Raw genomic sequence first — 24,682 nt, forward strand, 5'->3', positions numbered from 1 at the left:
GCGCCGAGATCGTCTCGGCCGGGCAAGGGCCGTTCCGTACCACAGGAACGGCCGCCTTAGTCAGTCGGCAACCTGCGCGCTACATTCAAACGTTCGGACACGAGAGAACCTCACGAGCTCCGAGCAGCGAAGAACTTTATTTAGCCAGCACTGTCTGGACCAGGTTCACCCAATAGCCGATACCGTAGGGGAGAGCTTCGTCATTGAAATCATAGGCTGGGTGGTGCAGACCTGCGGTCGGTCCATTACCGAGGAAAATGAAAGAACCGGGACGCGCCTCAAGCATATAGGCGAAATCCTCCGCCCCCATGGTCACTCTCATCTTGTCGTCGACGGAGGCGGCTCCCACGAGATTACGAGCCGCCCTGATCGCCAGATCGGTCTGCTCCGTATGGTTAAAGGTGACCGGGGCGGATCGATAGTACCTGAACTCGACGTCCGCGCCAAATCCGCGCGCAATACCTTGGGCGCATGCCAGGATCTGTCGTTCGGCGAAGTCACGCAGGCAGGGTGAGAGAGTCCTTACGGTGCCGGACATTTCAACATCATCCGGAATGATGTTGTAAGCTTGAGCTGCGTTCAGCTTTGTGACGGAAATTACGAGGGAGTCTATTGGATTTGTGTTGCGCGAGACCACAGTTTGAAGACCGACAATGATTTGCGCCGCAATGACTACTGGATCGAGTGTCTCATGCGGCTTGGCCGCGTGCCCCCCCTTCCCCTTCACGACAATGTCGAAGTCGTCTTGCGAGGCCATGATCGGGCCATCGCAAATACCGAACTTACCAATCTCTATGCCCGGCCTGTTGTGCATTCCAAAAACCTGTGAGATGCCGAAACGGTCCATGATCCCCTCCTGAACCATCCGTTGACCGCCAGATGGCGCCACTACTTCTTCCGCCGGCTGAAAGATCAAGGCAACGGAGCCCCTGAAGTTGCGCGTAGACGCAAGGTATTTCGCCGCGGCCAGCAACATGGCCGTATGACCGTCATGCCCGCATGCGTGCATTTTGTCGGCAATCTTCGACGACCAAGGTTTTTTTGACGCTTCAAGGATCGGTAAAGCGTCCATATCCGCTCTCAATCCGATCGTCGGTCCTTCTCCCCCTTCGCCCTGTATCAATGCCACTATGCCGGTTTCAGCTATCCCCGTTTCGATATGGTTGATACCGAATGACGCGAGCTTTTCGGCTACGAACTTCGCAGTGTTATGTAGCTGATAGTCGAGCTCTGGATTTTCATGGAGATAGCGGCGCCAAGCGGTCGCCTCACGCTGCAGATCCCGGAAGTTTTCGACGCTGTACATGTAAGACTCCAGCTTACGAATCAAGTACAATAAAGTGTTTCCAGTGTACGACCGAGTATTTGCGCACCGTGCTCCGTCACTAGGATGTCGTGGCCCACCGCTTTCGGCTAATAAATGATCCGCATGTGCGATTCCGGTCTCGAGCATGCCTGGTCGCAGCTGCCTCCCATCTCAGGTTACCGCGTTCCATCCAGTTGATAGCAACTGGTGTCGCACCAGGTTTGACCACGGCAAGTGTCGAGGACCTCTACCCACAAAGCATGCGGAGATTCGGCCTCACGACACGGACCAGTGACGACGCGCTGGACCAGCCCTGCTGTCATACCCAAGTTTCGAGCCCACGATTTCCATCATCATACAAGCCCATAGCGCTGAAGGACATCGGCACACACTTCGGCAAGGTCATCTTTCTGGGTATAGGAGACGATCTCGTCGATGCAGCTATCGCGCGAACGGTCGACACTTCACGCTCTCGCACAACATAGGTCCGCGGTCGCCCTGGCAGGAGGATCAGCGGGAACGAGGCAAAATGCGCCCCACCCCCATCATCTCCGGCGAGATACCTGAGATGATTAAGTGCAGTGACCAGAAGTGCGTCAAGGCCGGCACGCAGCACCGCCGCAAGCACCATTTCGTGCGGGCTCTCGTACCCTGATCTCAGGAATGGGATACTCGTTTGAGGAATCGCTGGATATGTCCTGGCCATATGCCACGTTAGACCTGCCCTCGCGTTGGTGTCGTGTTTTTTTTGGATAAAGACGCAGCATTGCTGCGCTCCGGCAGACGATCGCGCGCGAAAGTAGCAAAATGTCGAGGGCAACGATCGCCACAAGCTACGTAATCATACCGAAAGGGAATTACAGCTAATTCTGCCGACCAAATGTGGACGGCCAAGGCCGAGAACATGATCTATGCATCTGCTGCTGATGGCGCGAATACCACAGAACCTGTCAGCACGTGACGGCGCGAACATGACGGCCGTCACCTCTGTGATGACGGCTTTTGTTCTGCACGAGAACAATGGGGGCGGTACGCATCGACTCTGAACCGCCCCGGGTTTGCCGGAGGCTCCAACTCCTGAGAGGATGGAGCCATGACAAGCAAGACGACGAACAAGTTTTCACCTGAGGTTCGGGCCCGTGCGGTTCGGATGGTTCTGGATCACGCGAGCGAGCACCCGTCGCGCTGGGCGGCGGTGACCTCGATTGCGGCCAAGATCGGCTGCACAGTCAAGAAGGCCGAGATCGACAGTGGGCAGCGTGCCGGCGTTCCGACCGACATGGCCGAGAAGCTGAAGGCCCTGGAACGGGAGAACCGCGAGCTGCGGCAGGCCAATGAGATCCTGCGCAAGGCAAGCGCCTATTTTGCGATGGCGGAGCTCGACCGCCGGTCCAAGCGATGATCGCCTTCATCGATGATCATCGTGGGGCGCATGGGGTCGAGCCGATTTGCAAGGTCTTGCCGATCGCCCCCTTGACCTACCACGCCCATGTGGACAAGCGGCGCGATCCGGCCAAGCTGTCGGCGCGCGCCAGGCAAGATGCCGCCCTGAAGATCGAACTCCGACGCGTCTTCGATCAGAACTTCCGCGTCTACGGCGTGCGCAAGGTCTGGCGACAGCTCAAACGCGAAGGCTTCGACGTTGCCCGTTGCACAGTGTCGCGACTGATGCGACATGGGTTTGCAAGGGGTGATCCGCGGCAAATCCGTTAAGACCACGATCAGCGACAAGGCTGCGCCATGCCCGCAGGATCACGTCGACCGCCACTTCAAGGCACCACGACCGAATGCCCTTTGGCTCTCCGACTTCACCTATGGTGCGCCTCGCCCCACAGTTGGGGAAGCGTATGACTGGAATGCAAAAGAGAAAGGAGAAAACAATGACTTTTCCTCTGCTGTGCGGGGACATGAGCCCAAGCGGCGGTGACCTGTCGTCAACTGGCAGGGTGACGTAGCCCGCAGGTAAAGGGGATTGAGGCGAAGCCGTTAAGCCGAGATGGTCCCCGCGGCTGAAGTATTGGAAGGTTGAGGAACACGAACCGGTTCACCCGCATCTGAGGGCTGAAATGTCGCCTCCGTCTACACGACTTAACAGGTGGAATGCTGATGATGCTCCCGGACAGATAGGACGGCCGGCATCCGAACGCGGGCCCAGATGTAAGGACGCTCGCGAGGGGTCATGGGGAGAACGCAGCCAGAGCATGGCATCGGCATCGACTTGCGGAAAGCAAGGGAAAAGTCTGCGACCGGCAGCCTCACCAATACGATGACGTCCAGCATATGAACGAGGGAGGGCATGATGGAATGCCCAGGATGCTTTGCGTCGCAAGGGAGTTGACCCTGATGTCCACCATGCTGGCGGAGTTTCCGTAGTAGTCCGCGGCAGGGAAAGCCTGCCACATGGCGAAGGGGAACAGTTCGAACTGCTTGGAGTGCAAACTACCCGACCGTATGAGGTGAAGACCTTTGATAATCAGTGAAATGCAGCACAAGATTGCGACATGGGCCGAGAGCGATCCGAACCGAAGGTTCGATCGCCTCCTTATCGGGAATGGCTTGCCGAGGCCGCTCGGATTGTTCTGGCGTCAAGTGGCGCACGAACACCGGGCATCGACGGAATAGATAAGCAACGATTGCAGGTCAGATGGATCAGCATCTGGATGAACTGCGGAAAAGCCTGCTGGACGAGAGTTATCGCCCCCAGCCGGTGAAGCGAATCTATATCCCGAAAACCAATGGCAAGCTACGCCCACTGGGTATTCCGACTCTGACGGATCGCATCGTCCAACGAGCCATGCTCATGGCCATGGAGCCAATCTGGGAAAGCGACTTCCATCGCCTATCCTATGGCTTCCGGCCTGAACGGAGCGTGCACCATGCCGTCCGCACCGTGAAGATACAGCTCCAGGATGGAGCCGAAATGACGAGGGGCCGCTGGATCATCGAAGGTGATCTGGCAAGCTACTTCGACACGGTCCATCACCGGCTGCTTATCAAATGTGTGCGGCGACGAGTGCAGGATGGGCGGTTTGTTGATCTTCTCTGGCGGTTCCTGAAGGCAGGCCACATTGACCGTGACCTGTTTACAGCCTCCAGCGAGGGTGTTCCGCAAGGTGGCGTGCTGTCACCGCTCTTGTCCAACATCATGCTCCATGAGTTTGATGCGTGGCTGGAGGCGAAATACCTGAGCGACAAGGCTCGCAAGGACCGCTGGGCGTGGAACTTCGGCATCAAACTGGGCCGCCCTATTACGGTTCGAGAGAACCGGCAATGGAAGCCGGCGGTTGCTTATTGCCGATATGCTGACGACTTTGTCGTCATCGTAAAAGGGACCAAAGCTCAAGCAGAGGAAATCCGCGAAGAATGCCGCGCCTTTCTGGAAGGCAAGCTGAAATTGACGCTGAATATGGAGAAAACCCATATCACCGACGTCAATGACAGCTTCGTCTTTCTGGGGCATAGGATCATTCGCAAGCGAGGGTCGCACGGGCGCATGTCCGTCGTCACAACGATACCCAAGGAAAAGGCGAAGGGGTTTGTTCGCAGGCTCACTGAAGCCCTTTCCGGCAATCATAGTGTCAGCACGGTCGACATGATCGCTGGCCTGAACCGTCAACTGGCGGGATGGGCAGCGTTCTACAAGTTCACCGACTTCACCGCGTACGTATTCCGGCGCATCGACCATGTCGTATTCTGGAAAATGGCGCATTGGCTGGGGCACAAATACCGATCTCGCATCAAACCTTTGATGCGGAAATGGTACCGAACCCCGGAACTGGGCAAGGCGAAAACCTGGCTCGTGTTTGGTCGGAATGAACGCGGCGCGCCGCACGGAAAAGCACTTTACCGGCTTGTTTCAAGCCCGAAGGCGCAGTTCCGGTGGCGCAATCCGGAGGAAAATCCCTACATCTTCCGAAAAGAAACCCGCAGCACTGTCACCTCGCACTATCATGATGTTGCTATGGCCATGGGCCAAGCTTGAACAGAGAGCCGTATGCGCTGAAAGGTGCACGTACGGTTCGGGGAGGAGAAGCGCGCTCGCGCTTCTTACTCCACTCGCGACCTGGACAGGCTTCGTCTACGTCACCTTCGTCATCGACGCCTATGCTCGAAGGATCGTGGGCTGGCAGGCCTCGCGCACGGCGCATGCGGGCTTCGTGTTCGATGCGCTGGAGCAGGCACTACATGATCGACGGTCCGTCCATCGCGGCGGGCTTGTTCACCACAGCGACAGGGGCCAATATGTCTCGATCAAATACACCGAGCGCCTGGCTGAAGCAGGCGTGGAGCCATCCGTTGGCAGTCTCGGAGATTCCTATGACAATGCCGAAACCATCAACGGCCTCTACAAGGCCGAAGTGATCCATCGGCGTGGACCATGGCGAAGTTTCGAGGCCGTCGAGTTCGCGACCCTGGAATGGGTGGACTGGTTCAACAACCGAAGGCTCCTGGAGCCCATCGGCAACATCCCGCCGGCCGAAGCCGAACAACGCTACTATGCCATGCTGGAACAACCAGCAATGGCGGCATAACTTAAACCAAATGGCCTCCGGCAAACCCGGGGCGGTCAGTTGAATAAAAAGCCTTTATCAATAAACAGGAGATCCTTATTGGAGAGAACCTTATCTGAGGGAACACCAAAGCAGCGTGTATAGCCTCCACGCCCAGAAGCGCAATTGATCTTGAGAGTTTTATCGATACCGCGAGTAAAACATTTCGAGTTCATACAGACGGCAAACCTCTCGCTCAGTCATGCCGTGACGCAACTTTGGCGCCAGATTATCAAACACCTCCGAAGTAACTCCATTTACCGTACGCATTCGATCAATCTCCGAAGGCGACTTGATTATGCGCAATGGAGTGAAGATCGGATCCGACGCATCGGCAAACGTCCGAGGTCCGATTGCATCAACGACACGCAAAAAGTCGCCAACAGGCATTCAAGCCTGCTCTCTGCGCCGAGTTCGGTCCCTATCTTGGCATTGTCTGGCAGTAGATCACTCAATAACTTAACGAGCGCGGAAACACCCTCATCTTTCGGATTGGGGCCGGGCCAAGTCCGGTAGTTTTTCACCCAGGTAGTTTGACTATGAAAATCGTCGTATGAGCCTGGAACGATCCCGATCGCTTCACCAGACAAAGGGATAAGAAGAAAACGGGGTCTGGTAGTCGAATTTGGCGTCGCGCTAATATCGTCAACAAATAGCGCCAGTTGTGCTCGGACGTCACGAGAAGTGCGTCGAAACCGTACTTTTCATCAACCGCCGCGCTTGTTCGACCCGGTTTTCGTACTCGATCTGTGCAAAAGGAACGTACGGAATCGTTTTGATTGAAGGAAGGTCAAGAGTCTTTCTCCGACAGATGCCCTACTCGGGCGGCAAAGGGTACAGAAGTGCGATCAGGAACTTGGAGAGCCTGATCTGATGGATGCGTTGTCAAGAGGCTTGACCTATCCGGAATCTCCTCTGAAGTACGGTTTTTGCCGGCCTGGTATTCAAGTCCACGGTCTAGGTACAGCACCATTACAAAGTCAAGCAGCGGATCGCGGTCCTGGCACCAGGACGGTGGCAGATAACGGATCTCTGGCCATTAACTTCTGGGCGCGCGCAACTTTTGCATGAGATTGATAACCCTCAAACGTGTTTGAGAGCACTCTCGTTCGTCTTTCACGTAATCGAATCAAACATCGCTGATTGCGCGAGGTATCTGCCGCCACATGCTCATCGCGTGGCCTCACCCCGTTGAGGATCGAGCGCGCAAGCGTTTAGATCGCCCAAGCGGCTCTCGGGATCATAGGTGTCCGATACCAGCCACTGATTTGCAAGCACATGGCTTGCTCTCGGGAAACCCTCGCGCAGTCGCGCTAAGCCCGGCTCTAGCCGCTTCAAAGTGTCAAAGAAGAAAGGCGGCCTATTCAAGGCTTGCGCCTGAATTCGCCGCGTGTCGACGCCCAGAGCCGCAGTACGGCCCGAGCCCCGCCTGCAATCGCACCGGGCACGACTTGAGCTTCATGATCGAGCAGCGTCTGTGACGGAGCGGCGGGCAAAAAATGTGCTGATGACCGACTGCGGCAGCCAATCGAAACAATGACAGAGCGATCAGGTTCATTGTGCCTAAATCGCAAATTGTTTCCATCGCGGACCGCAAGGAGCGCTGGCGACTTCATAGTGCTTACGAACGATCTGTCGCGCAAAACAACTGAACCGCAGTCGCGAGATTATCGCTCCCGACACACACAATTACTTCAGACGCACGAACCGCTTCGTTCAGCCATAGATCACCCCAATATTGTCGATCAGGTTAGACCTGCCTGAGTGCTCGTGTCGCACACTTTTCAGCCGATCCCGCAGCATTACTGCAATTTGTTCACTTCTGCGCGGGAAAGCGACGAATATGTCGAGGGGGCGGTATGTTGAGGAAAAGGCGCTTTCTGCGCCGCTGTCGGAATCGTGTCGTTTCGGGGCCAGTCGAACTGCGCCAGACGATCATCAAGTGATCCCTTCTGTGCTGTTATTGACCTTGATGATACCTCGATCTTGACATGCCATCACATGCCTGAAAATATTGGGATGTCTGACGACAGCGTGCGGGAGAGCGCGGTGAGCCGCCAATGGCCATTGCCGCCGACGGAGCAACTCCCCAAGGAAACTCTCAGGCCCAGGACCGCACGCCCAGGACAATCTGGAGAGAGGCGCCAGTTGGCGCCCACCGAAGGGGACCGCTACCCATTGGGCCAGCGGAGCAAGCTCTCAGGTGCACGGACAGATTTGGGGCGGAGCTATGGCGAATACCATTGCGACGTTCACCCCTGTCTTGGAGCACATGATGACAACGATCGCTATTATCGGATCCGGCATTACCGGAGTTACAACCGCTTACGCGCTGGCTGTGCGCGGCTACTCTGTTACAGTATTCGATCGACATCGTTATGCCGCGATGGAGACCTCGTTTGCCAATGGGGGACAATTGTCGGCAAGCAATGCGGAGGTCTGGAACAGCCCAAGCACGATCGTTAAAGGTCTCAAATGGATGCTGCGCAAGGACGCCCCCTTGCTGCTGAACCCGAGTCCAAGTTATCATAAATATACTTGGTTGGCAGAGTTCGTCGGCCAGATCCGTCACTATCGTCGTAACACAATCGAGACGACTAGACTCGCAATCGACGCGCGGCAGCATCTGTTTGACATTGCCGATCGTGAGGGCATCAATTTTGATCTCGAACGACGAGGCATTTTGCACGTCTATTCCAGTAAAGCCGAATTCGATGCAGCTTCTTGCGTGAATAAGCTGCTGCTGGAGGGAGGACTGGACCGGTGCCCCGTAACCCCCTCTGAAATGCGTGCGATCGAACCTGCGCTGCGGAACCAATATTATGGCGGTTTCTTCACCCCGTCTGACTCAACTGGCGACATTCACAAGTTCACGCGCGGTCTTGCTGCGGCCTGCGAGCGAAAGGGTGTGCGCTTTGTCTTCGGAGCACAGATCTTCCAGATGCGCTCGGATGCACAAGGTGTGCTTGTACATTGGCAAGAAGGTCCTCTTAGGAACGAACACAGGGCTCAAAGGGCAGTAATCTGTGCTGGTATTGGCAGCCGCCGTATTGCTTCAATACTCGGAGATCGCGTTAACATCTATCCCGTCAAGGGATATTCCATCACGGTGAACTTGCCGGACACGGTGAGCCAGACAGCAGCGCCGCGTGTCAGCATCCTCGACGAGGCGAGCAAGATCGTCACTAGCCGGTTGGGAGAAGATCGCTTCCGTGTCGCCGGAACCGCTGAATTCAACGGCGAGAACCGCGACATCAGCGCCAGTCGAATTAGGCCTCTGGTGCAGTGGGTGGAACGATTTTTTCCCGGTGTTTGCACGGCGCAGGTGGTGCCTTGGGCCGGCTTGCGTCCCATGACACCCAGCATGATGCCGAGGGTTGGCAGGGGTAAGAGGCCGAACATCTTCTACAACACTGGCCATGGTCATCTGGGCTGGACACTATCGGCTGCGACAGCTGAGATGGTCGCCGACGCCATCATGACGGAGGACGGCGGCACGCCGAGTGGTTGACCTGTAACTGCATACCCAATCCGCGCCAAAGCTCTGAGCACGTCCTATTCTCCACCGCCCTCATATGTAAATGTGAGTCAACGCCTCCAGGGCAGGTCTGCGATGGATCCACGGGGTGGAAACACGGTGCTCGGAGCCGCCGCGCAGCACGTCGACCGGGCTCCAGGGTGAGGATTGGCTGCAGACGATCGGAGCAGGTCAACCCATCACTTCCGACGAGGAAGTCAAGAGCATGAGATCCGTCTATCCGTTTGATTTGGCCCTTGGTGATGCGGTCAGAATTCGCCCCCACCGCCGCGGAACGGCTTGAAGCGGATCGCGAGGCGGCGCTCAAACAATGGCGCCTTGCATCTTCGCCTCCCGTCACATCGGCGCCGGCGCGCGCGAAGCGCACCTGATCTGGAACGAGAATTACGTAAACCTGGTTCAAGTTTGACCGCGAGGAGGCGATCGAACGCAAATTCGAGTCGAACGTCGCGCTTTTTTCGCCGCTCAGAGCGGCTAAGCGATTGAGTTGGAATCGCATTTGTCGTTGGTGGACTGTTGCGATTGCAGGGTTTTGATGCTTCGGTCGTCGGAACCTTGCAGTTTCCTTTTCAAGATTCCGTCGAATCGCCAATCATGATTCCGTCGTCGCATCGGAGGTGGCGATGCGATCGAAGAAGCACAGGACGACGGGATCGGGCGATCTGTTCCGGGCCAGGCTGGACCAGATCTTCAATATGAAGCATGAGCTGGTTCAACTCGCCGGCAAGGTCGATTGGGACTGGATCGACGGCGAGATCGCGTCGCTCTATAGCGAGAATGGTCGGCCGGGCATCGCGACCCGCTTCATGATCGGCTGCTGCTGCTCAAGCACATTTACGGCCTGTCCGATGAGGGGGTGTGCGAGCGCTGGGTGCACGACCCGTATTTCCAGTACTTCACCGGCGAAGAGTTCTTTCAGCACGCGTTCCCGCACGAGCGCTCGGACCTGAGCCGCAAGCGGCTCGGCGACAAGCTGGAGCTGTTGCTGGCCGAGAGCTTGCGGGTGGCGCACGAGGCCGGTGTGAGTGGCGGAGTAATTCTCCCCACTTATGGCATTTGAAAATTTCCCAGTTTTCGCGATGGCCGACCGTCCAGGGCATGCCCTGGACGGTCGGCCATCGCATCGAATCGCCGACGTTCCCCCTGCAGGCGGGAGGGAGGGCGCGGTGCTCAAACTTGGGGAACTTGTCATGATTCTGGATTTGCATCGCCAAGGTCTGTCGTTCAGCGCGATCGCCCGGCAGCTTGGTGTCGACCGAAAGACGGTCAGGGCCTACATCGCCAAAGGATTGGAGCCGCCGGTCTACAAAAAGCGAGTGGCGAGGCCTGGAATTGTCGATCACTTCGAGGCTTATTTGCGCGAGCGGCTGGCCGCCTATCCTGCGCTCACGGCCGTGCGGCTGTGGCGTGAGCTCACGGAACGCGGCTTCGCCGGTGGCTACAGCATCGTGCGCGATCGCGTGCGCGAGCTGCGGCCTTCCCAGCCGGCGGGCTTCGAAGTGCGTTTTGAAACGCCAGCGGGTGAGCAGGCGCAGGTCGACTTCGCCAGGTTCGAGGTCGAGTTCGTCGATGAGCCAGGGATCAAGCGCATCGTCTGGCTGTTCTCCATGGTGCTCGGCTACTCACGCCTGATCTGGGCGCGGTTCGTTGTCCACCAGGACCTCCAAACAGTGCTTCGCTGCCATATCGCCGCCTTAGAGACAATCGGCGGCGTTCCGCGCGAGATCCTCTACGACCGGATGAAAACCGCTGTCCTCGGCGAGGATGCCGAGGGGCTCGTGGTCTATAACCGCGCGCTGATCGATCTCGCTCGCCATTATGGCTTCCAGCCGCGCGCCTGCCGGCCTTATCGGGCCAAGACAAAGGGCAAGGTCGAGCGGCCGTTCCGATACATCCGCGAGGACTTCTTCCTCGGCGGTATCTTCCGCAATCTCGACGATCTCAACGGCCAGCTCCGCCATTGGCTGGATACGGTCGCCAATCCGCGGGTGCACGCCACGACCCGTCGGGTCGTCAACGAGGCCTTCGCCGAGGAAAAGGCGGCACTGCAAGCCTTGCCGGGCGCGCCCTATCGAGCAGTGTTGCATCTGGAGCGACGGGCCTCGCACGAAGGCATGGTGAGCGTCGGCGGCAATCTCTACAGCGTGCCTGATACCACGCGGCGGCGGGTCTTCGATGTCCATGTCCTCGCCGACGAAATCCGCATCTTCGAGGGCAGCGTGCTGGTGGCAAGTCATGCTCCGCTCGAAGGTCGGGGCCAGAAGCGGCTCGATCCGGCACACCGCAAGCTCGCCAGCTTCGGCCGACGCCGTCCAGGCAACACAGAACCCGTCACCCTCACGCGCGCCGGAGACCACGCCGCGCGTCGTTCGCTGGACTTCTACGCGGCCGTCGGCCGCCGCCTGGCAGCCCAGGAGGTCGTGTGATGAGTGCTTCCTCCGTCATCGAGCGCGTCAAGACCAACCTGGTCAGCCTGAAGATGCCGCGCGCCTTGGAAATCCTCGACGTCACCCTGCGCGGCCTCGAACGCGGCGAAATTAGCGCCGTCGAAGCCATCGACGCCTTGCTCACCGAAGAGCTCACGATGCGCGAGAACCGTCGCATCAAAATGGCGGTTCAGATGGCCAAGTTGTCGGCGATCAAGACGCTCGCCGGCTTCGACTTCGCCTTCCAGCCGTCGCTGGACAAAAACCGCGTCCTGGCGCTCGCCGGATTGCAGTTCATCAATCGCGCCGAGGCCGTCCACCTCATCGGGCCACCAGGAACGGGCAAGACCCATTTGAGCCTCGCTCTTGGTGTCGAGGCCGTCAAAGCAGGGCGCAGCGTCTACTTCAGCTCCCTCGCCGATATCGTCGCCTCGCTCGCCAAGGCCGAACGCGATGGCGCTCTGCGCGAGCGGATCCGCTATCACTGCCGCTTCGCGCTGCTCATCGTCGATGAAATCGGCTACCTCCCGGTCACCCCGGGCGGCGGCAACTTGTTCTTCCAGCTCGTCAACGCCCGATATGAAAAAGGCGCTATGATCCTAACCTCGAACCGCGGCTTCGCCGAGTGGGGAGTACTCTGTCGTGTTCGGCGAGCCGATGACTTCATGATGCCTCCTTCCTCGAACGCTTGGTGCGTCAAATACGAGATGAAGACGGGCCTGCACCTCCTCGTCCGGATTGAGAACAATTGTGCCTGCTCGATCGTAGACGAGCCCGGCTGGCAGCGGCAGCCGCAGTTCGCCCCGCGCCGCCTTCTGGCGTTCGCCTTGGTGCAGGCGCATCCGAAGCTGATGCAACTCCGCCTCGCTCATGATGCCGGACAAGCCCAACAGCAGGCGGTCGTGGTAGGCGCGCGGATCGTAAAGCCGCTCGCCATCCGCAATGAGCACGCCGAACACGCGCCAGTATGACGCCGTAGAGCCCGAGAACCGTCTTGTGGCGCGCTCACTTGAGCGGGCTTGGGAAGAGAGGCTGCGTGTCGTCGAGGCGGTCGAGCAGGAGCATGCGCGTTGGCGCGCGCAAGAGCCGCTTCTGATTGGCCCGGCGGAACGCGCGGGGCTACAAGCGCTCGGCGAGAACCTGCCGCGGATCTGCAATCTGGGTTTGCGTCGCGGTCGACAGATTCGGCCAGAGGCGCGGAATGTCGGCCGTCGGACGGCCGGGTGGATTTGCCAACGTTGGCAGCCTCCTTCCTCGAACGCTTGGTGCGTCGTACCCGATTGCGAAGCTGACGGATTTGGTCGTCTGAGAGCTCGATCTGCCATGGCTGGCCTTTGGCTAACTGACGACCTTCCAGCAATCCCCGCGCGAGATAGTCGAACACCGTCTGCGGGGTTACGCCGAGCTGAGCCGCCGCACCCTGAATTGAGAAGCTCCCATCGGGCCAGCGCATCGGATTCTTGTCCACGCCGTTGATTTTGACGGTAGGAATGCCCCAGCGGGTCCGCAACAGCCAGACATTCTCGCCTTTGAAGGCGCAGCCTCGGGCCGCGACGAAGCCTTCCTGATTGAGTATTGCCGCGATCTCGCCATCCATTTTGTGTTTAGCGTTCAACTCGACGATCCGTTGCCGCAATCGATCAATGTCGATGTAATCGCGGTAGGTCTGAACGCGCCGTTGCACGTGATGCGCGCTGGTTGCACCGGTCTGCCAGACGATCTTGAGCCACACCTGACCTCGGGTCCGCTTCTGATCTAGAACGACTTCGCGGATCACAAATCGCAGAATGCGCTTGCGATCGGCTGCCGACGTAGTGGCCGCGTTCCAGATCCGCGGCAGGTTCTCGCCGAGCGCTTGTAGCCCCGCGCGTTCCGCCGGGCCAATCAGAAGCGGCTCTTGCGCGCGCCAACGCGCATGCTCCTGCTCGACCGCCTCGACGACACGCAGCCTCTCTTCCCAAGCCCGCTCAAGTGAGCGCGCCACAAGACGGTTCTCGGGCTCTACGGCGTCATACTGGCGCCGAGCGCGCTCGGCCTCGTAGCGGGCGCGCTCCACGCGAAGCGCCCACTGGCGCTCGAGCTGACGGCTCTCCTGCTCCAGTTGGCCCGCCGCCGCGAGTGCGATCTCAATCTGATCCGGCACCAAGGCATCGAGGACCATCCGCTCAACCAGCGCGTCAACCGCCAAGGCCCGGACTTCCTGGCACATTGCACTGCCTTGCTGGTCCCGATCCGAGCGGCAGCAATAGACCGGGTAGTCGGCGTTCGGGCCCGTGTAGCGCATGCTCATGCGCCGTCCACAACGACCACAGACCGCAATTCCTTGTAACAGGGCTGCCCCCTTGCGCGGTACGCCAGAGTGTCCCGCCTCATAGCAGCAGACGTTATTTGCCAGTCGCCCCTGGTTGGCCATGAACTCCTCCCAGCTGATATAGCCTGGGTGAGCGGCGTGGAGGCAAACCGCCCAATCCGCGATCGCTACCTTGACCGTTCCCGTCAGCGATCCCGGCCGGCATCGGCTCGGATCCTTTTGCCGGCGGCCATAAACATACGCCCCAGCATAGGCCGGATTCTGAAGGATATTAAGGACGCGTGCACTATCTGGCGCACGCCAGACGATCTCGTGTGGAGATGGTCCAAGCAGCGGCCGAACCGGCAAGGACAATCCGTTCCTGTCCAGGTAACGCATCACACGACGCGCGCTTTGCAGTTCCCGGAATTTGGCAAATACGAGATGAAGACGGGCCTGCACCTCCTCGTCCGGATTGAGAACAATTGTGCCTGCTCGATCGTAGACGAGCCCGGCTGGCAGCGGCAGCCGCAGTTCGCCCCGCGCCGCCTTCTGGCGTTCGCCTTGGTGCAGGCGCATCCGAAGCTGATGCAACTCCGCCTCGCTCATGATGCCGGACAAGCCCAACAGCAGGCGGTCGTGGTAGGCGCGCGGATCGTAAAGCCGCTCGCCATCCGCAATGAGCACGCCGAACACCGAACACAGTTCGAGAAGCTGATGCCAGTCCCGGTTATTGCGGGCCAGGCGAGAAGCGTCGAGGCTCACCACCAGACCGGCGTTGCCAAGGCCGATCTCGGCAATGAGCTTCTGGAAACCATGACGGTCCACGCCGCCAGCACCGGATTTGCCCAGATCCTCGTCAATCACCTGGACGCGCTCCGGCGGCCAGCCCAGACCGATGGCGCGATCGACAAGGCGGTACTGCAGCTCGGTGCTCTCCTGATGCTGGCGCACCTGGTTCACGGATGACTGCCGCACGTAGACATAGGCCAACTTGGCTCGGTGTGCGGTCGTGAGCCGCTCGTCAGCGACGGTCGAGCTGATCAGCACGACCCAGTCCCCTTCCGGGCGTGCCGGGGATCGCTCGCATTCGCCGCATCAGCGCGGCGATCGTTTGAGCAATCTGGGTTTGCGTCGCGGTCGACAGATTCGGCCAGAGGCGCGGAATGTCGGCCGTCGGACGGCCGGGTGGATTTGCCAACGTTGGCAGGGGTCGATACGCAACGCGACCTGGGAGCGGTCGGTGGGTCATCGCGAATCACCTTCTCGTCGAGAAGGCTCAGACTCGCGCTCAAATGTTGCATCAATGGGATCAGCGTACGTACACTGATGCGCGGCAGATCGGCCGCGTTCGGGCGGGAAGCGATCGACGTCTCGGCAAGGTCCGTCGACGCAATCCTAACCGCCCGCCGCCGTCCGTCCGGCAGCGCGACAACGACGTAGGCGGGACCGCGTCCCGACCGCTCCTTCAGCACCTCAAGCCGGAGCCCGAACAGAAAATGATGCGGGTCGGTGATCGTGACGTGAGACACGACCCGTTCCAAAATAGAGGTACTCTGTCGTGTTCGGCGATCCAGTCGTCGCTACCGCGCTGCTCGATCGTCTCCTTCACCACGCCGTCGTCATCCAAATCGAGGGCTCGAGCTATCGCCTACGCGAACATGCCGACCTCGTCCCCGAGACAATCCGCCACAAGACGCACGCAACCGCGAATCCCATTCCGCCGACCCTGAAACGCCGGGGCCGGCCACCAAAAGACGGAGGTGCTGATCACGTCGACGGCTGATCGCCATCCCGCCAACTGTGGAAATTTGCGGCGCCACTTCTGAGGAGATTCCGCGCGCCGTTGACAGCCGGCGCGTTACGCAGCCAGAACCTCAAGCGGGTCAGGGTCGATACCACCGTGCAGCCGAAGGCCATCACCTTCCCGCGGATGCCAAGCTGCTGCACGCGGATCAAAGGGGCTCAGTCGCCTGGCGAGGAAGCATCGGGTCAAGTTGCGGCAGTCCTATCTTCGCATTACCAAGACCGCGGCGATGATGGCGGGGCGCTACGCCCATGCCAAGCAATTCAAGCGGCATCAGCGGCAGTTGCGCATCCTGCGCAGCCGGCTGGGCAGGATCATCCGCGATATCCGATCGAAGGTCAGGCCGTGCTCGAGAACGCCTTCGCCCTCCCGCTCAGCCGGGCCTCGCAGATCCGCTCGCAGCAGCAGCGCCAGCGCGGCTGGAAGCTCTATTCCTTTCACGCCCCGGAGGTGGAGTGCATCGGCAAGGGTAAAGCAGCCGCGCCTTACGAGTTAATGGCATGGACCACGCCCGCTCTCAGCGGCAACATAGAGCCCCGGCAAGAGAAGGAGCGCGTACCATGTCCCATACGAACATTGTCACGATCGGCATCGATCTAGGCAAGAACACATTCCATGTGGTGGGGTTCGATGCCACGGGTGCAATCATCCTACGCAAGAAGCGATCGAGAAATCAGCTTGAGCAGTCGCTGGCTAATGTTCCGCCCTGCCTGATCGGAATGGAGGCCTGTGCAGGAGTACACCACCTCGGTCGCAAGCTCGAGAAATTAGGCCATCAAGTACGGCTCTTGCCGGCACAGTATGTGAAGCCATACCTCAAGGGCCACAAAAATGACTTCCGTGATGCCGAAGCCATCGCAGAGGCGGCGCAGCGCCCGACCATGCGTTTCGTCCCGTTGAAATCGGCCGAGCAACTTGACTTGCAAGCGCTGCACAGAGTTCGCAGTCGATTGGTGACACAGAGAACCGCGGTCATCAATCAAATCCGAGGTTTTTTGCTTGAGCGAGGGCTGCCAGTTCGGCAGGGAGCGGCAGCACTCCGATTGGCACTTCCACAGATTCTCTCGATGCTCTCGGATAACCTGTCGCCTCGAGTGGTTCGGCTCATTCAGGACCTGGCCGAAGACTGGTGCTTTCTCGAGCGGCGGGTCGCATCGATCACGAAGGAAATCGACGAACTCGCTGATCAAGACGCACACTGTCGCCGCCTGATGAGTGCGCCGGGTGTCGGACCAATTATCTCAAGTGCGATGATCGCCGCGATCGGAACTGGTGATGCCTTCCATAAGGGCCGCGACTTTGCAGCATGTCTTGGCCTCGTAGCGAAACAAATCTCGACCGGCGATCGAACCATTCTCGGCCGCATATCGAGGCGTGGCAACCGGTACCTGCGAACGCTGTTCATTCAAGGGGCCAGAGCCGTACTTCTAAGGCGTCAGAGTTGGCCCAGGCATGGCTTCGGAGCCTGGTTGGAAGCAGCATCCAAGCGGCTCCACTCGAATGTACTGGTTGTCGCCCTGGCCGCAAAACTCGGGCGCCTAGCCTGGAGTATCCTCGCAAAGGGCCGTGATTACGACGCCAACTTCGTGGGCCACGCCGCGTAAGACACGGCCGGGAAGGAAGAAGATCCCACGGTCCAACCGGAAAGGCACAATATCCCGCCGAGGTTTGCGAGACGGAAAGGACGAATGGAGCAACGGTTGCACCGACACTTCTGAAGCCTGGTTCGACGCCATGGCCCTTCTTGAGGCCGGCGAGTTATTGAGGACAGAAGTGGGCGGATATCCATAATGGCTCGAGGCGAGAGCCTCAAATCGAAGCCGGATAGATTGGCGCAGACCGCTACATCCCTTTGTCGATTCCTCTTGCAACGCGGGCGTGGTCCATAGATCTGTAAAAGTAGAGACTTGACCTGACAGCCGGTGCTTTGTCGCGGCAGGTGTCCGACAAAGATCTCACCTCCGGCGTCACGCGGCCGGCAGCAATTTCTCCTTCGCCAAGGGGCGCGCGTCAAGCCACGTCTGCATCGGCGTCTTGCCGTAGCACCAGCGGCCCTGATGCGGGCGCGTTTCATTATAGGCGGTGACCCATTCATCGAGATCACCCTGCAGCGCGACGATGCTCAGATAGACCTTCTTGCGGAACGCCACACGGTAGAACTCGTCGAGCACGGTGCGATGAAAGCGCTCGCAAATCCCGTTGGTCTGCGGGCTCTTGGTTTTTGTGCGGGTGTGATCGATGTCCTCGACAGCAAGATACAGCTCATACTCGTGATGCTCCGGGTTGCCACAATACTCGGTGCCGCGGTCGGTCAGGATCCGGCTCAGCGGAATGTCCTGCCCGTCGAAGAACGGCACGACGCGGTCGTTCAGCAGCTCGGCCGCCGTGATCGGCGTCTTGCGGTCATACAGCTTGGCGAACGCCACCTTGCTGTAAGTGTCGATGAAGGTCTGCTGATAGATGCGCCCGACCCCCTTCATATTGCCGACATAGAATTGTCCTGCGCGCCACAGTAGCCGGGGCACTCGCTCTCGAACTCGCCATGCGCCTCCTTCTCGGACTTGGCCTTTTCCAACGCGACGAGCTGGGCCTCAGTCAGCACCAGACCGTCTTGGGCCATCCTGGCCTCCAGCGCCTTCAGCCGTTTCTTGACGTTGGCGAGGTCGTGACGCAGCCACACCGCCCGCACGCCGAACGGTGAGATCGACAGGCCCCGGCTCCTGAGTTCATTGCTGACCCGCACCTGGCCCCAGGCCGGCTGCGCGATCGCCAGGTCGACGACCGCGGACTCGATCTCGGGCGCGACACGGTTCTTCAGGATCGGTTTCTTGCGGCTGATCTCGATCAGCGCCAGCTCGCCGCCTTTGTCGTACAGCTCCTTGAATCGGTAGAAGCTGTCGCGGCTATAGCCCATCATCCGGCAGGCCTGACTGACATTGCCGAGCTGCTTGGCCAGTTCCAGCATTCCGATCTTGGCGCGAATGACTTTCTGTTCTTGCGTCATGGTAGCGTCTCCTGTGCACGACGCTGCGGGCTGCGCGGGAGCGCCCGTTCGGGTGAGCGCTCCTGCTCGCCCGCAGCTCCATTCCCCGCCAGATCAAACCCATGCTGTAAGATTAAGTCGAAACTTCTACAATAGATCGGGGTCAAAGCCTCCATCGTCACCAACAACCGCCGGGCTCCCGGTGGCCTGTTCGTGCTGCACGCCAGGGCGCTACCCGATAACCCGTACGACGGTCACACCTTGCGGGACGTCATCGACCACACGACACTCACCGGCTGCGCGATCGAGCGGGCCTATGTCGACAAAGGATACCGCGGCCACGACGCACAAAATCCCCGCCGAATCTTCATCTCTGGCCAGAAGCGCGGCGTCTTCGGTGTCATCAAACGCGAGCTGCGGCGCCGCTCCGCATCGAACCCGTCATCGGACACCTGAAGGCCGATGGTCACCTTGGCCGCTGTTACCTCAAAGGCCGCGCCGGCGATGCGGCCAACGTCATCCTCTCCGCCGTCGGCCACAACTTCCGCCGCATCCGCCTGGCTCAGGAATCTCTTGCGCTTTATCCTGATCGTCCTTTGGCGCGCCTTCGCAAACCCAATCGCCCTCAACCCCGCTTGTTAACGGACGACGAGATAAGCGGCCGCCGCTCGGCGCATCACCTCGCTTGCCGAAAGCTTGGAAGCCGCCGCATGCCTGGAGTTTTTGGGCGAGACCGGCCGGCATCTTCACTTGCGGCCGATAGGTCCTCTGTCGGAGCTCGCGATGGAGCCGCTCCAGATTCGCATCCAGCTCGGCCTAAAATTCTCCGATCGCCACCCCATCTGTGCCGCCTGCACCCTGATCGGCGCGAACGCGCTCCTACGCAAGCTTCAAGTTCTAGCGTGAGCAGACTTTGTCCACCAGTGGACCTTCTGCTTCTGACGTTCGAGCACCAGATGATACGGCCTCCTGGAAGCGTGACGTTCGGGTTTTTCACAAAGGGAACTTTCCATCTTCACGCTCCTTTCTCATCCATCTCGATGCATCCTCGCTCGATCCGTTCACGAACGTCCTTCCCCAAACTACTCTCGGTTCGCCGTTTCCGGTCACGCGAGTTGTTCGTCTCGCGCTTCAGGTACTACTCCGTTCTCCGACTCCCGCATGAGCTTCGCTTTCGCTTATAGGGTTGCTTCCCCGGCTTAATGGCTATGCAGGTCTCCTGGGGGTCACGCATGAATCTTCCGTATCGTGCCGTCAGCAAACACATTGGTTCGATGGGTGAATGAGTAACGCCTTCGCCCCATAGTGCGGGCTGGACCTTGCCCCATCTTTGGCCGACCTGTTCATCGTCGGGGTAGCCCCCGTTGATTGCAGCCTGATACTTCTCCTCAAACCCCTCGGATTCCGGAGCGCTCCGGACACCCTGTCCTCCAGCGGCTTCCACCGTTGGCCGGCGAGGCATTACCCCCACCTTTGGATACGGCGCTCCTCATTCGAGCGCCAGAGGGACTTGAACCCTCCTGACTCATGCGCTGCCCACACTATGGACCAGTCCGACTCCTGACCTCAGCTCAGACCGCGGCTCTGGCAGTGCCTTGCCGCTGTCCCCCACTGAAGACCAATCCCATGGACCGGTGCCCAACGACGCGCGTGAGCTTGGCGGCCAGTCCAGCGCGACAATGTTGCGTCTCTTCCGATGGATCACGCTCCCATCGACCGAGCAGGCTGTCCTGAGCCGTAGCGTATGACGGAATCGCACAAGCTCCTCGTTCACGTTCGCACAGGTACGCAGGCGCTGCCCCTATCGCATGCGTGATCACGGCCAGCGTCAGCTCCTGCGGCACGGCCGAGACGTTGGCGATCAAGGAATGCGCCAGCGCCACAAGCTAGGTGCGTCCGCTTAGCCCGGCACACGCAACGCTAACAGCTGGTGCAGTGCGAAGCGTGGCGACGCTAGGAGACTCTCGTAATCGCGTGAGTCAAGTGCCGGTGCCGCTCCGATGGTTTGCCCAACCTTATGGCAGCCGGCACGTTTTCGCTATTGACGCTTCTCCAGGGCCTCAAGCAGACAATTTCTCAGGGAGCGCCGATTGCGCCGCCCCTAGCTTCGAATCTATTTCGGACACCCACCAGCGTACGCTCCAATCGCCGCCCAATTTCATCACAATCAGCCGCAGTAACAATCAATGGTGGTGCCACAATGAACCAATCTCCATACTTTCCTCCGGACGTACGCCTCGAGTAGACGATCAGGCCTTCTTTCAGCGCCTCCGTCCGAGCGACTTCGGTGACGTTGAAATCGTACGGGAACTGGGTTTTTGATTTTTTGTCTGATACCAATTCAACCGCGTATAGCAGCCCAATCCCGCGTACGTCGCCTACGATGGGCGACGTGTTCATGAGCTGCCGTAATGTCTGTCCAAGATGCTGGCCAGTTTGTGCGGCATTAGCGATTAGATCGCAATTCTCATATTCGTCCAAGACCGCAAGCGCGGCAGCACACGAGATTGGGTTTGCGCCATAGGTGTGTGAGAAGTTAAAGCCGGTAAGCTTTGCTACTTCTTCCACGGGCTCGGCTGGGAGAAGCACCGCGCCCAAGGGACTGTAACCTGCCGCAATTCCCTTTGCCAGGACAATGACATCTGGCGTGCAGCTGCTCAAATGATGTGCGGCGAGAAACTTACCAGTTCGACCGGCGCCGCATAGGATTTCATCAAATACGAGAAACACGCCGTATCGGTTACACAACTCGCGGATACGTTGAAAATACGCAATTGGCGGAAAAAGGCATCCTGTTGCCACGCCGCCCACTGGTTCAACTACGTATGCGAGGACGTTTTCTGCGCCTAGGCGGAGGATGGTATCCTCAAGGGCCGCCACGCTTCGCTCAGCGATTTCTTCAGGGGACAGCCCCGGTTGACCTCGATAGGTCATTGGAGCCGGCACTTTCGCGCCAGTTACTGCGAAGCCAGCCAGGAAGGACGCAAACGCTTCATCGCCAGAAATCGCGAGCGTGCCGATGGTTGCGCCATGATACGAAGGCATGTTGGAGATCAAAATGCGCTTACTCGACAGGCCTTTTGCAATCGCATATTGCCGCAGGAACTTCAGTGCAAAGTCCATTGCCTCGCTTCCGCCTGAGGCGAGACCCACCCGTTCAAATGGCTCTCCCGCCAGGCGACAAAGCCGCTCTGTCAGCGCGGCATTCGCAGTGTGGCGCCCAACGCGCGGATAAACATAATCAAGCGTTATTGCCTGCTGATACATCGCATGCGCAACCCGCTCGTTGCCATGTCCGATATTACTAGCGATAGGACCAGACGACCCGTCGATGTAGGCCTTGCCACGCTCATCGAACATCCAGATGTCCTTCGCCCTCACTATGAGTGGAACAGGCTCAGAGCCATCTCGGCTAAAAAACGAGTCCTGGAATGCTCCAGGTTGTGCTGCAAACTTCATGAGGAATTGAGATCTCCAATTTGGTATTTTGGCTCGCCATCTCCGGCAGCCAAATCTAGGTCATTTCGTGTAGAGAGAGAGAGCTTCCTGCGAAGCGATTACGTTCGCCGAACGATGAACCAAAGACTCGGTCGCGGTTTGCGCGACGTTGATCGTCGCCTCAGACATAAGAATCATTTTAACGTCAGGGAGGCTGCTTTGGCATGCTCACGCGCTGGAACTGCCCATTCACCGACGGCCAGCGCCTGAAGAGATCGTTCGGCAGCGCCATGTTGAGCGCCATCGCCGAGTTGTGCCGGGCAAATACGCGTTCACGGGTCTGCGATACGTTCAACCTCCTAATACGTCAGATCTACGGTGCTATCGAACATAGCCCGGTGTTAAAGCTGAACTTCCCTGATTTACGCGATCGTATGGCGAGAATTCCGCGCGTAATCGGGACTGCGCGAAGGTTTCGTGCGATGAGCCCAGATCCACTAACCTCGTCGTTAAGATCCCAAAAGGTGCAGACGATCAGGGAATCCTCGGGCGGGATGACCATGGCGCCACGCGGCGCCAATCGAATAAGCCGCGCCAACTGCCTTCGGCAGATGAGAAGCGATTGTAGACGTTTGGGGTGGTATAAAGAGATCGCGCGAACCGAGAACCTTGTGCCGCCCGCCCGTGGGATCCTACCGATGAGGCGGCGAAGGTGAGCAGCATATTCCAAGCAATCGATTGGCCTGGCACCTGCCGAGAGTGGGCGATCTGGAACGCGGCGGCTGTTAGTGAAGGAAAGCCATGTCTATCGGACGCTGAGCCATCGCTAACGCCGCCATTCCCTCGTGGCCCGACGATCCGATGGTGTCGCAGCCCTGTCAGTCTTTTTGCATTGGCCGGGCCGAGCGCTGGACTAAGGCACGCTGCGTAATAAATCTCTACAGCCGTCGATGGCAGTATTTCTCCCATTACCGCCCGACCGGGCGGGAAATCCCGATTGGCGACCGCGAGTGAAGGCTTCGTGAACTAAATGACCTCTTAGAAGAAGGCCTGAATGCCGGTCTGCGCACGGCCGAGAATAAGGGCATGCACGTCATGAGTGCCCTCGTACGTGTTCACGGTTTCAAGGTTGGCAGCGTGGCGCATGACTTGGAATTGGACGGATATACCGTTGCCACCGTGCATGTCGCGCGCCATTCTTGCGATGTCCAATGACTTCCCACAATTATTGCGCTTGATGAGAGAGATCATCTCTGGTGCGATCCTCCCCTCGTCCAAGAGCCGTCCGACTCGGAGCGCGGCCTGGAGGCCGAGCGCAATCTCTGTTTGCATATCGGCGAGCTTCTTTTGAAAGAGCTGGGTTGCGGCAAGCGGTCTGCCGAACTGTTTGCGATCGAGCCCGTACCGCCGCGCTCGGATCCAGCAGTCTTCCGCCGCTCCCATGACGCCCCAGGCGATTCCATAGCGCGCGCGATTTAGACAGCCGAACGGCCCCTTCAGCCCAGAGACACCTGGTAGCAGCGCGTCCTCAGGGACGACCACTCCATCCAGCACCACCTCACCGGTAATCGAGGCGCGAAGGCTGAGCTTGCCGTCGATCTTCGGAGCCGAAAGCCCCTTAGTACCCTTCTCCAGCACGAACCCGCGGATCTCCCCATCATGAGCTGAAGATTTGGCCCAGATAACGAAGATATCGGCAATGGGAGCGTTGGATATCCACATCTTCGTGCCGGTCAGCCGATATCCGTCGGCTATCCTGTCGGCGCGGGTCTTCATCGAGCCAGGGTCCGAGCCTGCATCGGGCTCAGTCAGGCCGAAGCAGCCGATCCATTCACCTGTGGCTAGCCTAGGTAGAAACTTCCGCTTCTGTACCTCGGAACCGTAGGCCTCAATCGGGTACATGACTAGCGATGATTGGACACTCATCATCGACCGATAACCAGAATCGACCCGCTCGATTTCACGTGCGACGAGCCCATATGAGACATAGCTCGAACCCGTTCCGCCGTACTCTTCCGCGACCGTAATGCCAAGAAGACCTAGCGAACCCATTTCTTCAAATATTGCTCGGTCCGCTTTTTCCGCGAAATATGCGTCGACAACACGAGGCGCGAGCTTGTCTTGCGCGTAGGCACGCGCAGTTGCCACAACGAGGTGCTCGTCCTCGTCTAATTGTTCTTCGAGAAGGAATGGATCTTCCCAATTGAACACTTTTCTGATTGGCTCAGCCATAGCGTGTCCCTCGAAACAATGGGGCTTCCGCTTTCTCTAGCAAGTTGCGGAAAAAAGGGGCCCACTCCAGAGGAGCGGCCCAAGAGCCAGGCAGGAAGAGAGGGCCCCCTAG

8 protein-coding genes, 9 pseudogenes, 2 riboswitches and 1 other annotated feature are annotated in these 24,682 nt (G+C 58.9%); of the genes and pseudogenes, 12 read left to right on the plus strand and 5 right to left on the minus strand.

The features are described from left to right. Positions 1 to 136 precede the first annotated feature (136 nt). Positions 137 to 1,306 carry a M20 aminoacylase family protein gene (locus tag QA640_RS38265; RefSeq protein ID WP_283037840.1) on the minus strand — a complete coding sequence of 390 codons (1,170 nt, stop codon included), beginning with the start codon at positions 1,304 to 1,306 and terminating at the stop codon, positions 137 to 139. A gap of 529 nt (positions 1,307 to 1,835) precedes the next feature. On the opposite strand from QA640_RS38265, the gene QA640_RS38270 reads away from it, so the two are divergent. The 8 genes and pseudogenes from QA640_RS38270 to istB form a co-directional block, all read left to right on the plus strand. Further along, positions 1,836 to 1,961, plus strand: coding sequence for a hypothetical protein (locus QA640_RS38270; protein WP_283037841.1), 126 nt, complete (start codon positions 1,836 to 1,838; stop codon positions 1,959 to 1,961). 438 nt (positions 1,962 to 2,399) lie between these two features. Then, positions 2,400 to 3,122: pseudogene (locus QA640_RS38275) on the plus strand (IS3 family transposase); the annotation flags it as partial. Next, positions 2,663 to 2,779 (plus strand) — a sequence feature (AL1L pseudoknot). It overlaps the preceding pseudogene by 117 nt. A gap of 650 nt (positions 3,123 to 3,772) precedes the next feature. Further along, a pseudogene (gene ltrA / locus QA640_RS38280) lies at positions 3,773 to 5,288 on the plus strand (group II intron reverse transcriptase/maturase). Between the two features lie 55 nt (positions 5,289 to 5,343). After that, a pseudogene (locus QA640_RS38285) lies at positions 5,344 to 5,838 on the plus strand (DDE-type integrase/transposase/recombinase); the annotation flags it as partial. A gap of 2,045 nt (positions 5,839 to 7,883) precedes the next feature. After that, a riboswitch (glycine riboswitch) is annotated at positions 7,884 to 7,982 on the plus strand. Positions 7,983 to 7,984: 2 nt separating this feature from the next. Next, a riboswitch (glycine riboswitch) is annotated at positions 7,985 to 8,074 on the plus strand. A gap of 57 nt (positions 8,075 to 8,131) precedes the next feature. Next, positions 8,132 to 9,367, plus strand: a complete 1,236-nt coding sequence (locus QA640_RS38290; RefSeq protein WP_283043016.1) for a D-amino acid dehydrogenase — start codon at positions 8,132 to 8,134, stop codon at positions 9,365 to 9,367. Between the two features lie 650 nt (positions 9,368 to 10,017). Then, positions 10,018 to 10,415: pseudogene (locus QA640_RS38295) on the plus strand (transposase); the annotation flags it as partial. A gap of 145 nt (positions 10,416 to 10,560) precedes the next feature. Continuing rightward, the gene (gene istA, locus QA640_RS38300; protein ID WP_283037842.1) at positions 10,561 to 11,820 is read left to right on the plus strand and encodes an IS21 family transposase; all 1,260 of its coding nucleotides are present in this window, start codon (positions 10,561 to 10,563) and stop codon (positions 11,818 to 11,820) included. Beyond that, a pseudogene (istB, locus tag QA640_RS38305) lies at positions 11,820 to 12,486 on the plus strand (IS21-like element helper ATPase IstB); the annotation flags it as partial. The gene istA and the pseudogene istB, both read left to right, overlap by 1 nt. A 202-nt stretch (positions 12,487 to 12,688) precedes the next feature. On the opposite strand, the gene QA640_RS38310 reads toward istB, so the two are convergent. After that, on the minus strand, positions 12,689 to 15,160 hold the full coding sequence (locus tag QA640_RS38310; protein WP_283037844.1) for a recombinase family protein: 2,472 nt from the start codon (positions 15,158 to 15,160) through the stop codon (positions 12,689 to 12,691). A 511-nt stretch (positions 15,161 to 15,671) separates the two neighbouring features. Here QA640_RS38310 and QA640_RS38315 point away from each other — a divergent pair. The 3 genes and pseudogenes from QA640_RS38315 to QA640_RS38325 form a co-directional block, all read left to right on the plus strand. Then, positions 15,672 to 15,896, plus strand: a pseudogene (locus tag QA640_RS38315) (ATP-binding protein); the annotation flags it as partial. A 66-nt stretch (positions 15,897 to 15,962) separates the two neighbouring features. Then, positions 15,963 to 16,409: pseudogene (locus QA640_RS38320) on the plus strand (IS5/IS1182 family transposase); the annotation flags it as partial. Between the two features lie 68 nt (positions 16,410 to 16,477). After that, positions 16,478 to 17,521: an IS110 family transposase gene (locus tag QA640_RS38325; protein ID WP_283037845.1), complete on the plus strand. Its 1,044-nt coding sequence runs from the start codon at positions 16,478 to 16,480 to the stop codon at positions 17,519 to 17,521. Positions 17,522 to 17,884: 363 nt separating this feature from the next. Here the strand turns inward: QA640_RS38325 and QA640_RS38330 are convergent. Continuing rightward, positions 17,885 to 18,921, minus strand: a pseudogene (locus QA640_RS38330) (IS481 family transposase). A gap of 141 nt (positions 18,922 to 19,062) precedes the next feature. Here QA640_RS38330 and QA640_RS38335 point away from each other — a divergent pair. Then, positions 19,063 to 19,542: pseudogene (locus QA640_RS38335) on the plus strand (IS5/IS1182 family transposase); the annotation flags it as partial. Positions 19,543 to 20,976: 1,434 nt separating this feature from the next. Here QA640_RS38335 and QA640_RS38340 read toward each other — a convergent pair. Then, positions 20,977 to 22,260 (minus strand): aminotransferase class III-fold pyridoxal phosphate-dependent enzyme, encoded by a 1,284-nt coding sequence (locus tag QA640_RS38340; RefSeq protein ID WP_283037846.1) that lies wholly within the window; start codon positions 22,258 to 22,260, stop codon positions 20,977 to 20,979. 1,116 nt (positions 22,261 to 23,376) lie between these two features. Beyond that, positions 23,377 to 24,570: an acyl-CoA dehydrogenase gene (locus QA640_RS38345; RefSeq protein ID WP_283037847.1), complete on the minus strand. Its 1,194-nt coding sequence runs from the start codon at positions 24,568 to 24,570 to the stop codon at positions 23,377 to 23,379. Positions 24,571 to 24,682 lie beyond the last annotated feature (112 nt).

Source organism: Bradyrhizobium sp. CB82 (assembly GCF_029714405.1).
GTDB lineage: Bacteria > Pseudomonadota > Alphaproteobacteria > Rhizobiales > Xanthobacteraceae > Bradyrhizobium.

Coding starts and splice junctions, on each gene's coding strand:
- QA640_RS38265 (WP_283037840.1), bottom strand. CDS start 1,306: ATGTACAGCGTCGAAAACTTCCGGGATCTGCAGCGTGAGGCGACCGCT.
- QA640_RS38270 (WP_283037841.1), top strand. CDS start 1,836: ATGCGCCCCACCCCCATCATCTCCGGCGAGATACCTGAGATGATTAAG.
- QA640_RS38290 (WP_283043016.1), top strand. CDS start 8,132: ATGACAACGATCGCTATTATCGGATCCGGCATTACCGGAGTTACAACC.
- QA640_RS38325 (WP_283037845.1), top strand. CDS start 16,478: ATGTCCCATACGAACATTGTCACGATCGGCATCGATCTAGGCAAGAAC.
- QA640_RS38340 (WP_283037846.1), bottom strand. CDS start 22,260: ATGTTCGATGAGCGTGGCAAGGCCTACATCGACGGGTCGTCTGGTCCT.
- QA640_RS38345 (WP_283037847.1), bottom strand. CDS start 24,570: ATGGCTGAGCCAATCAGAAAAGTGTTCAATTGGGAAGATCCATTCCTT.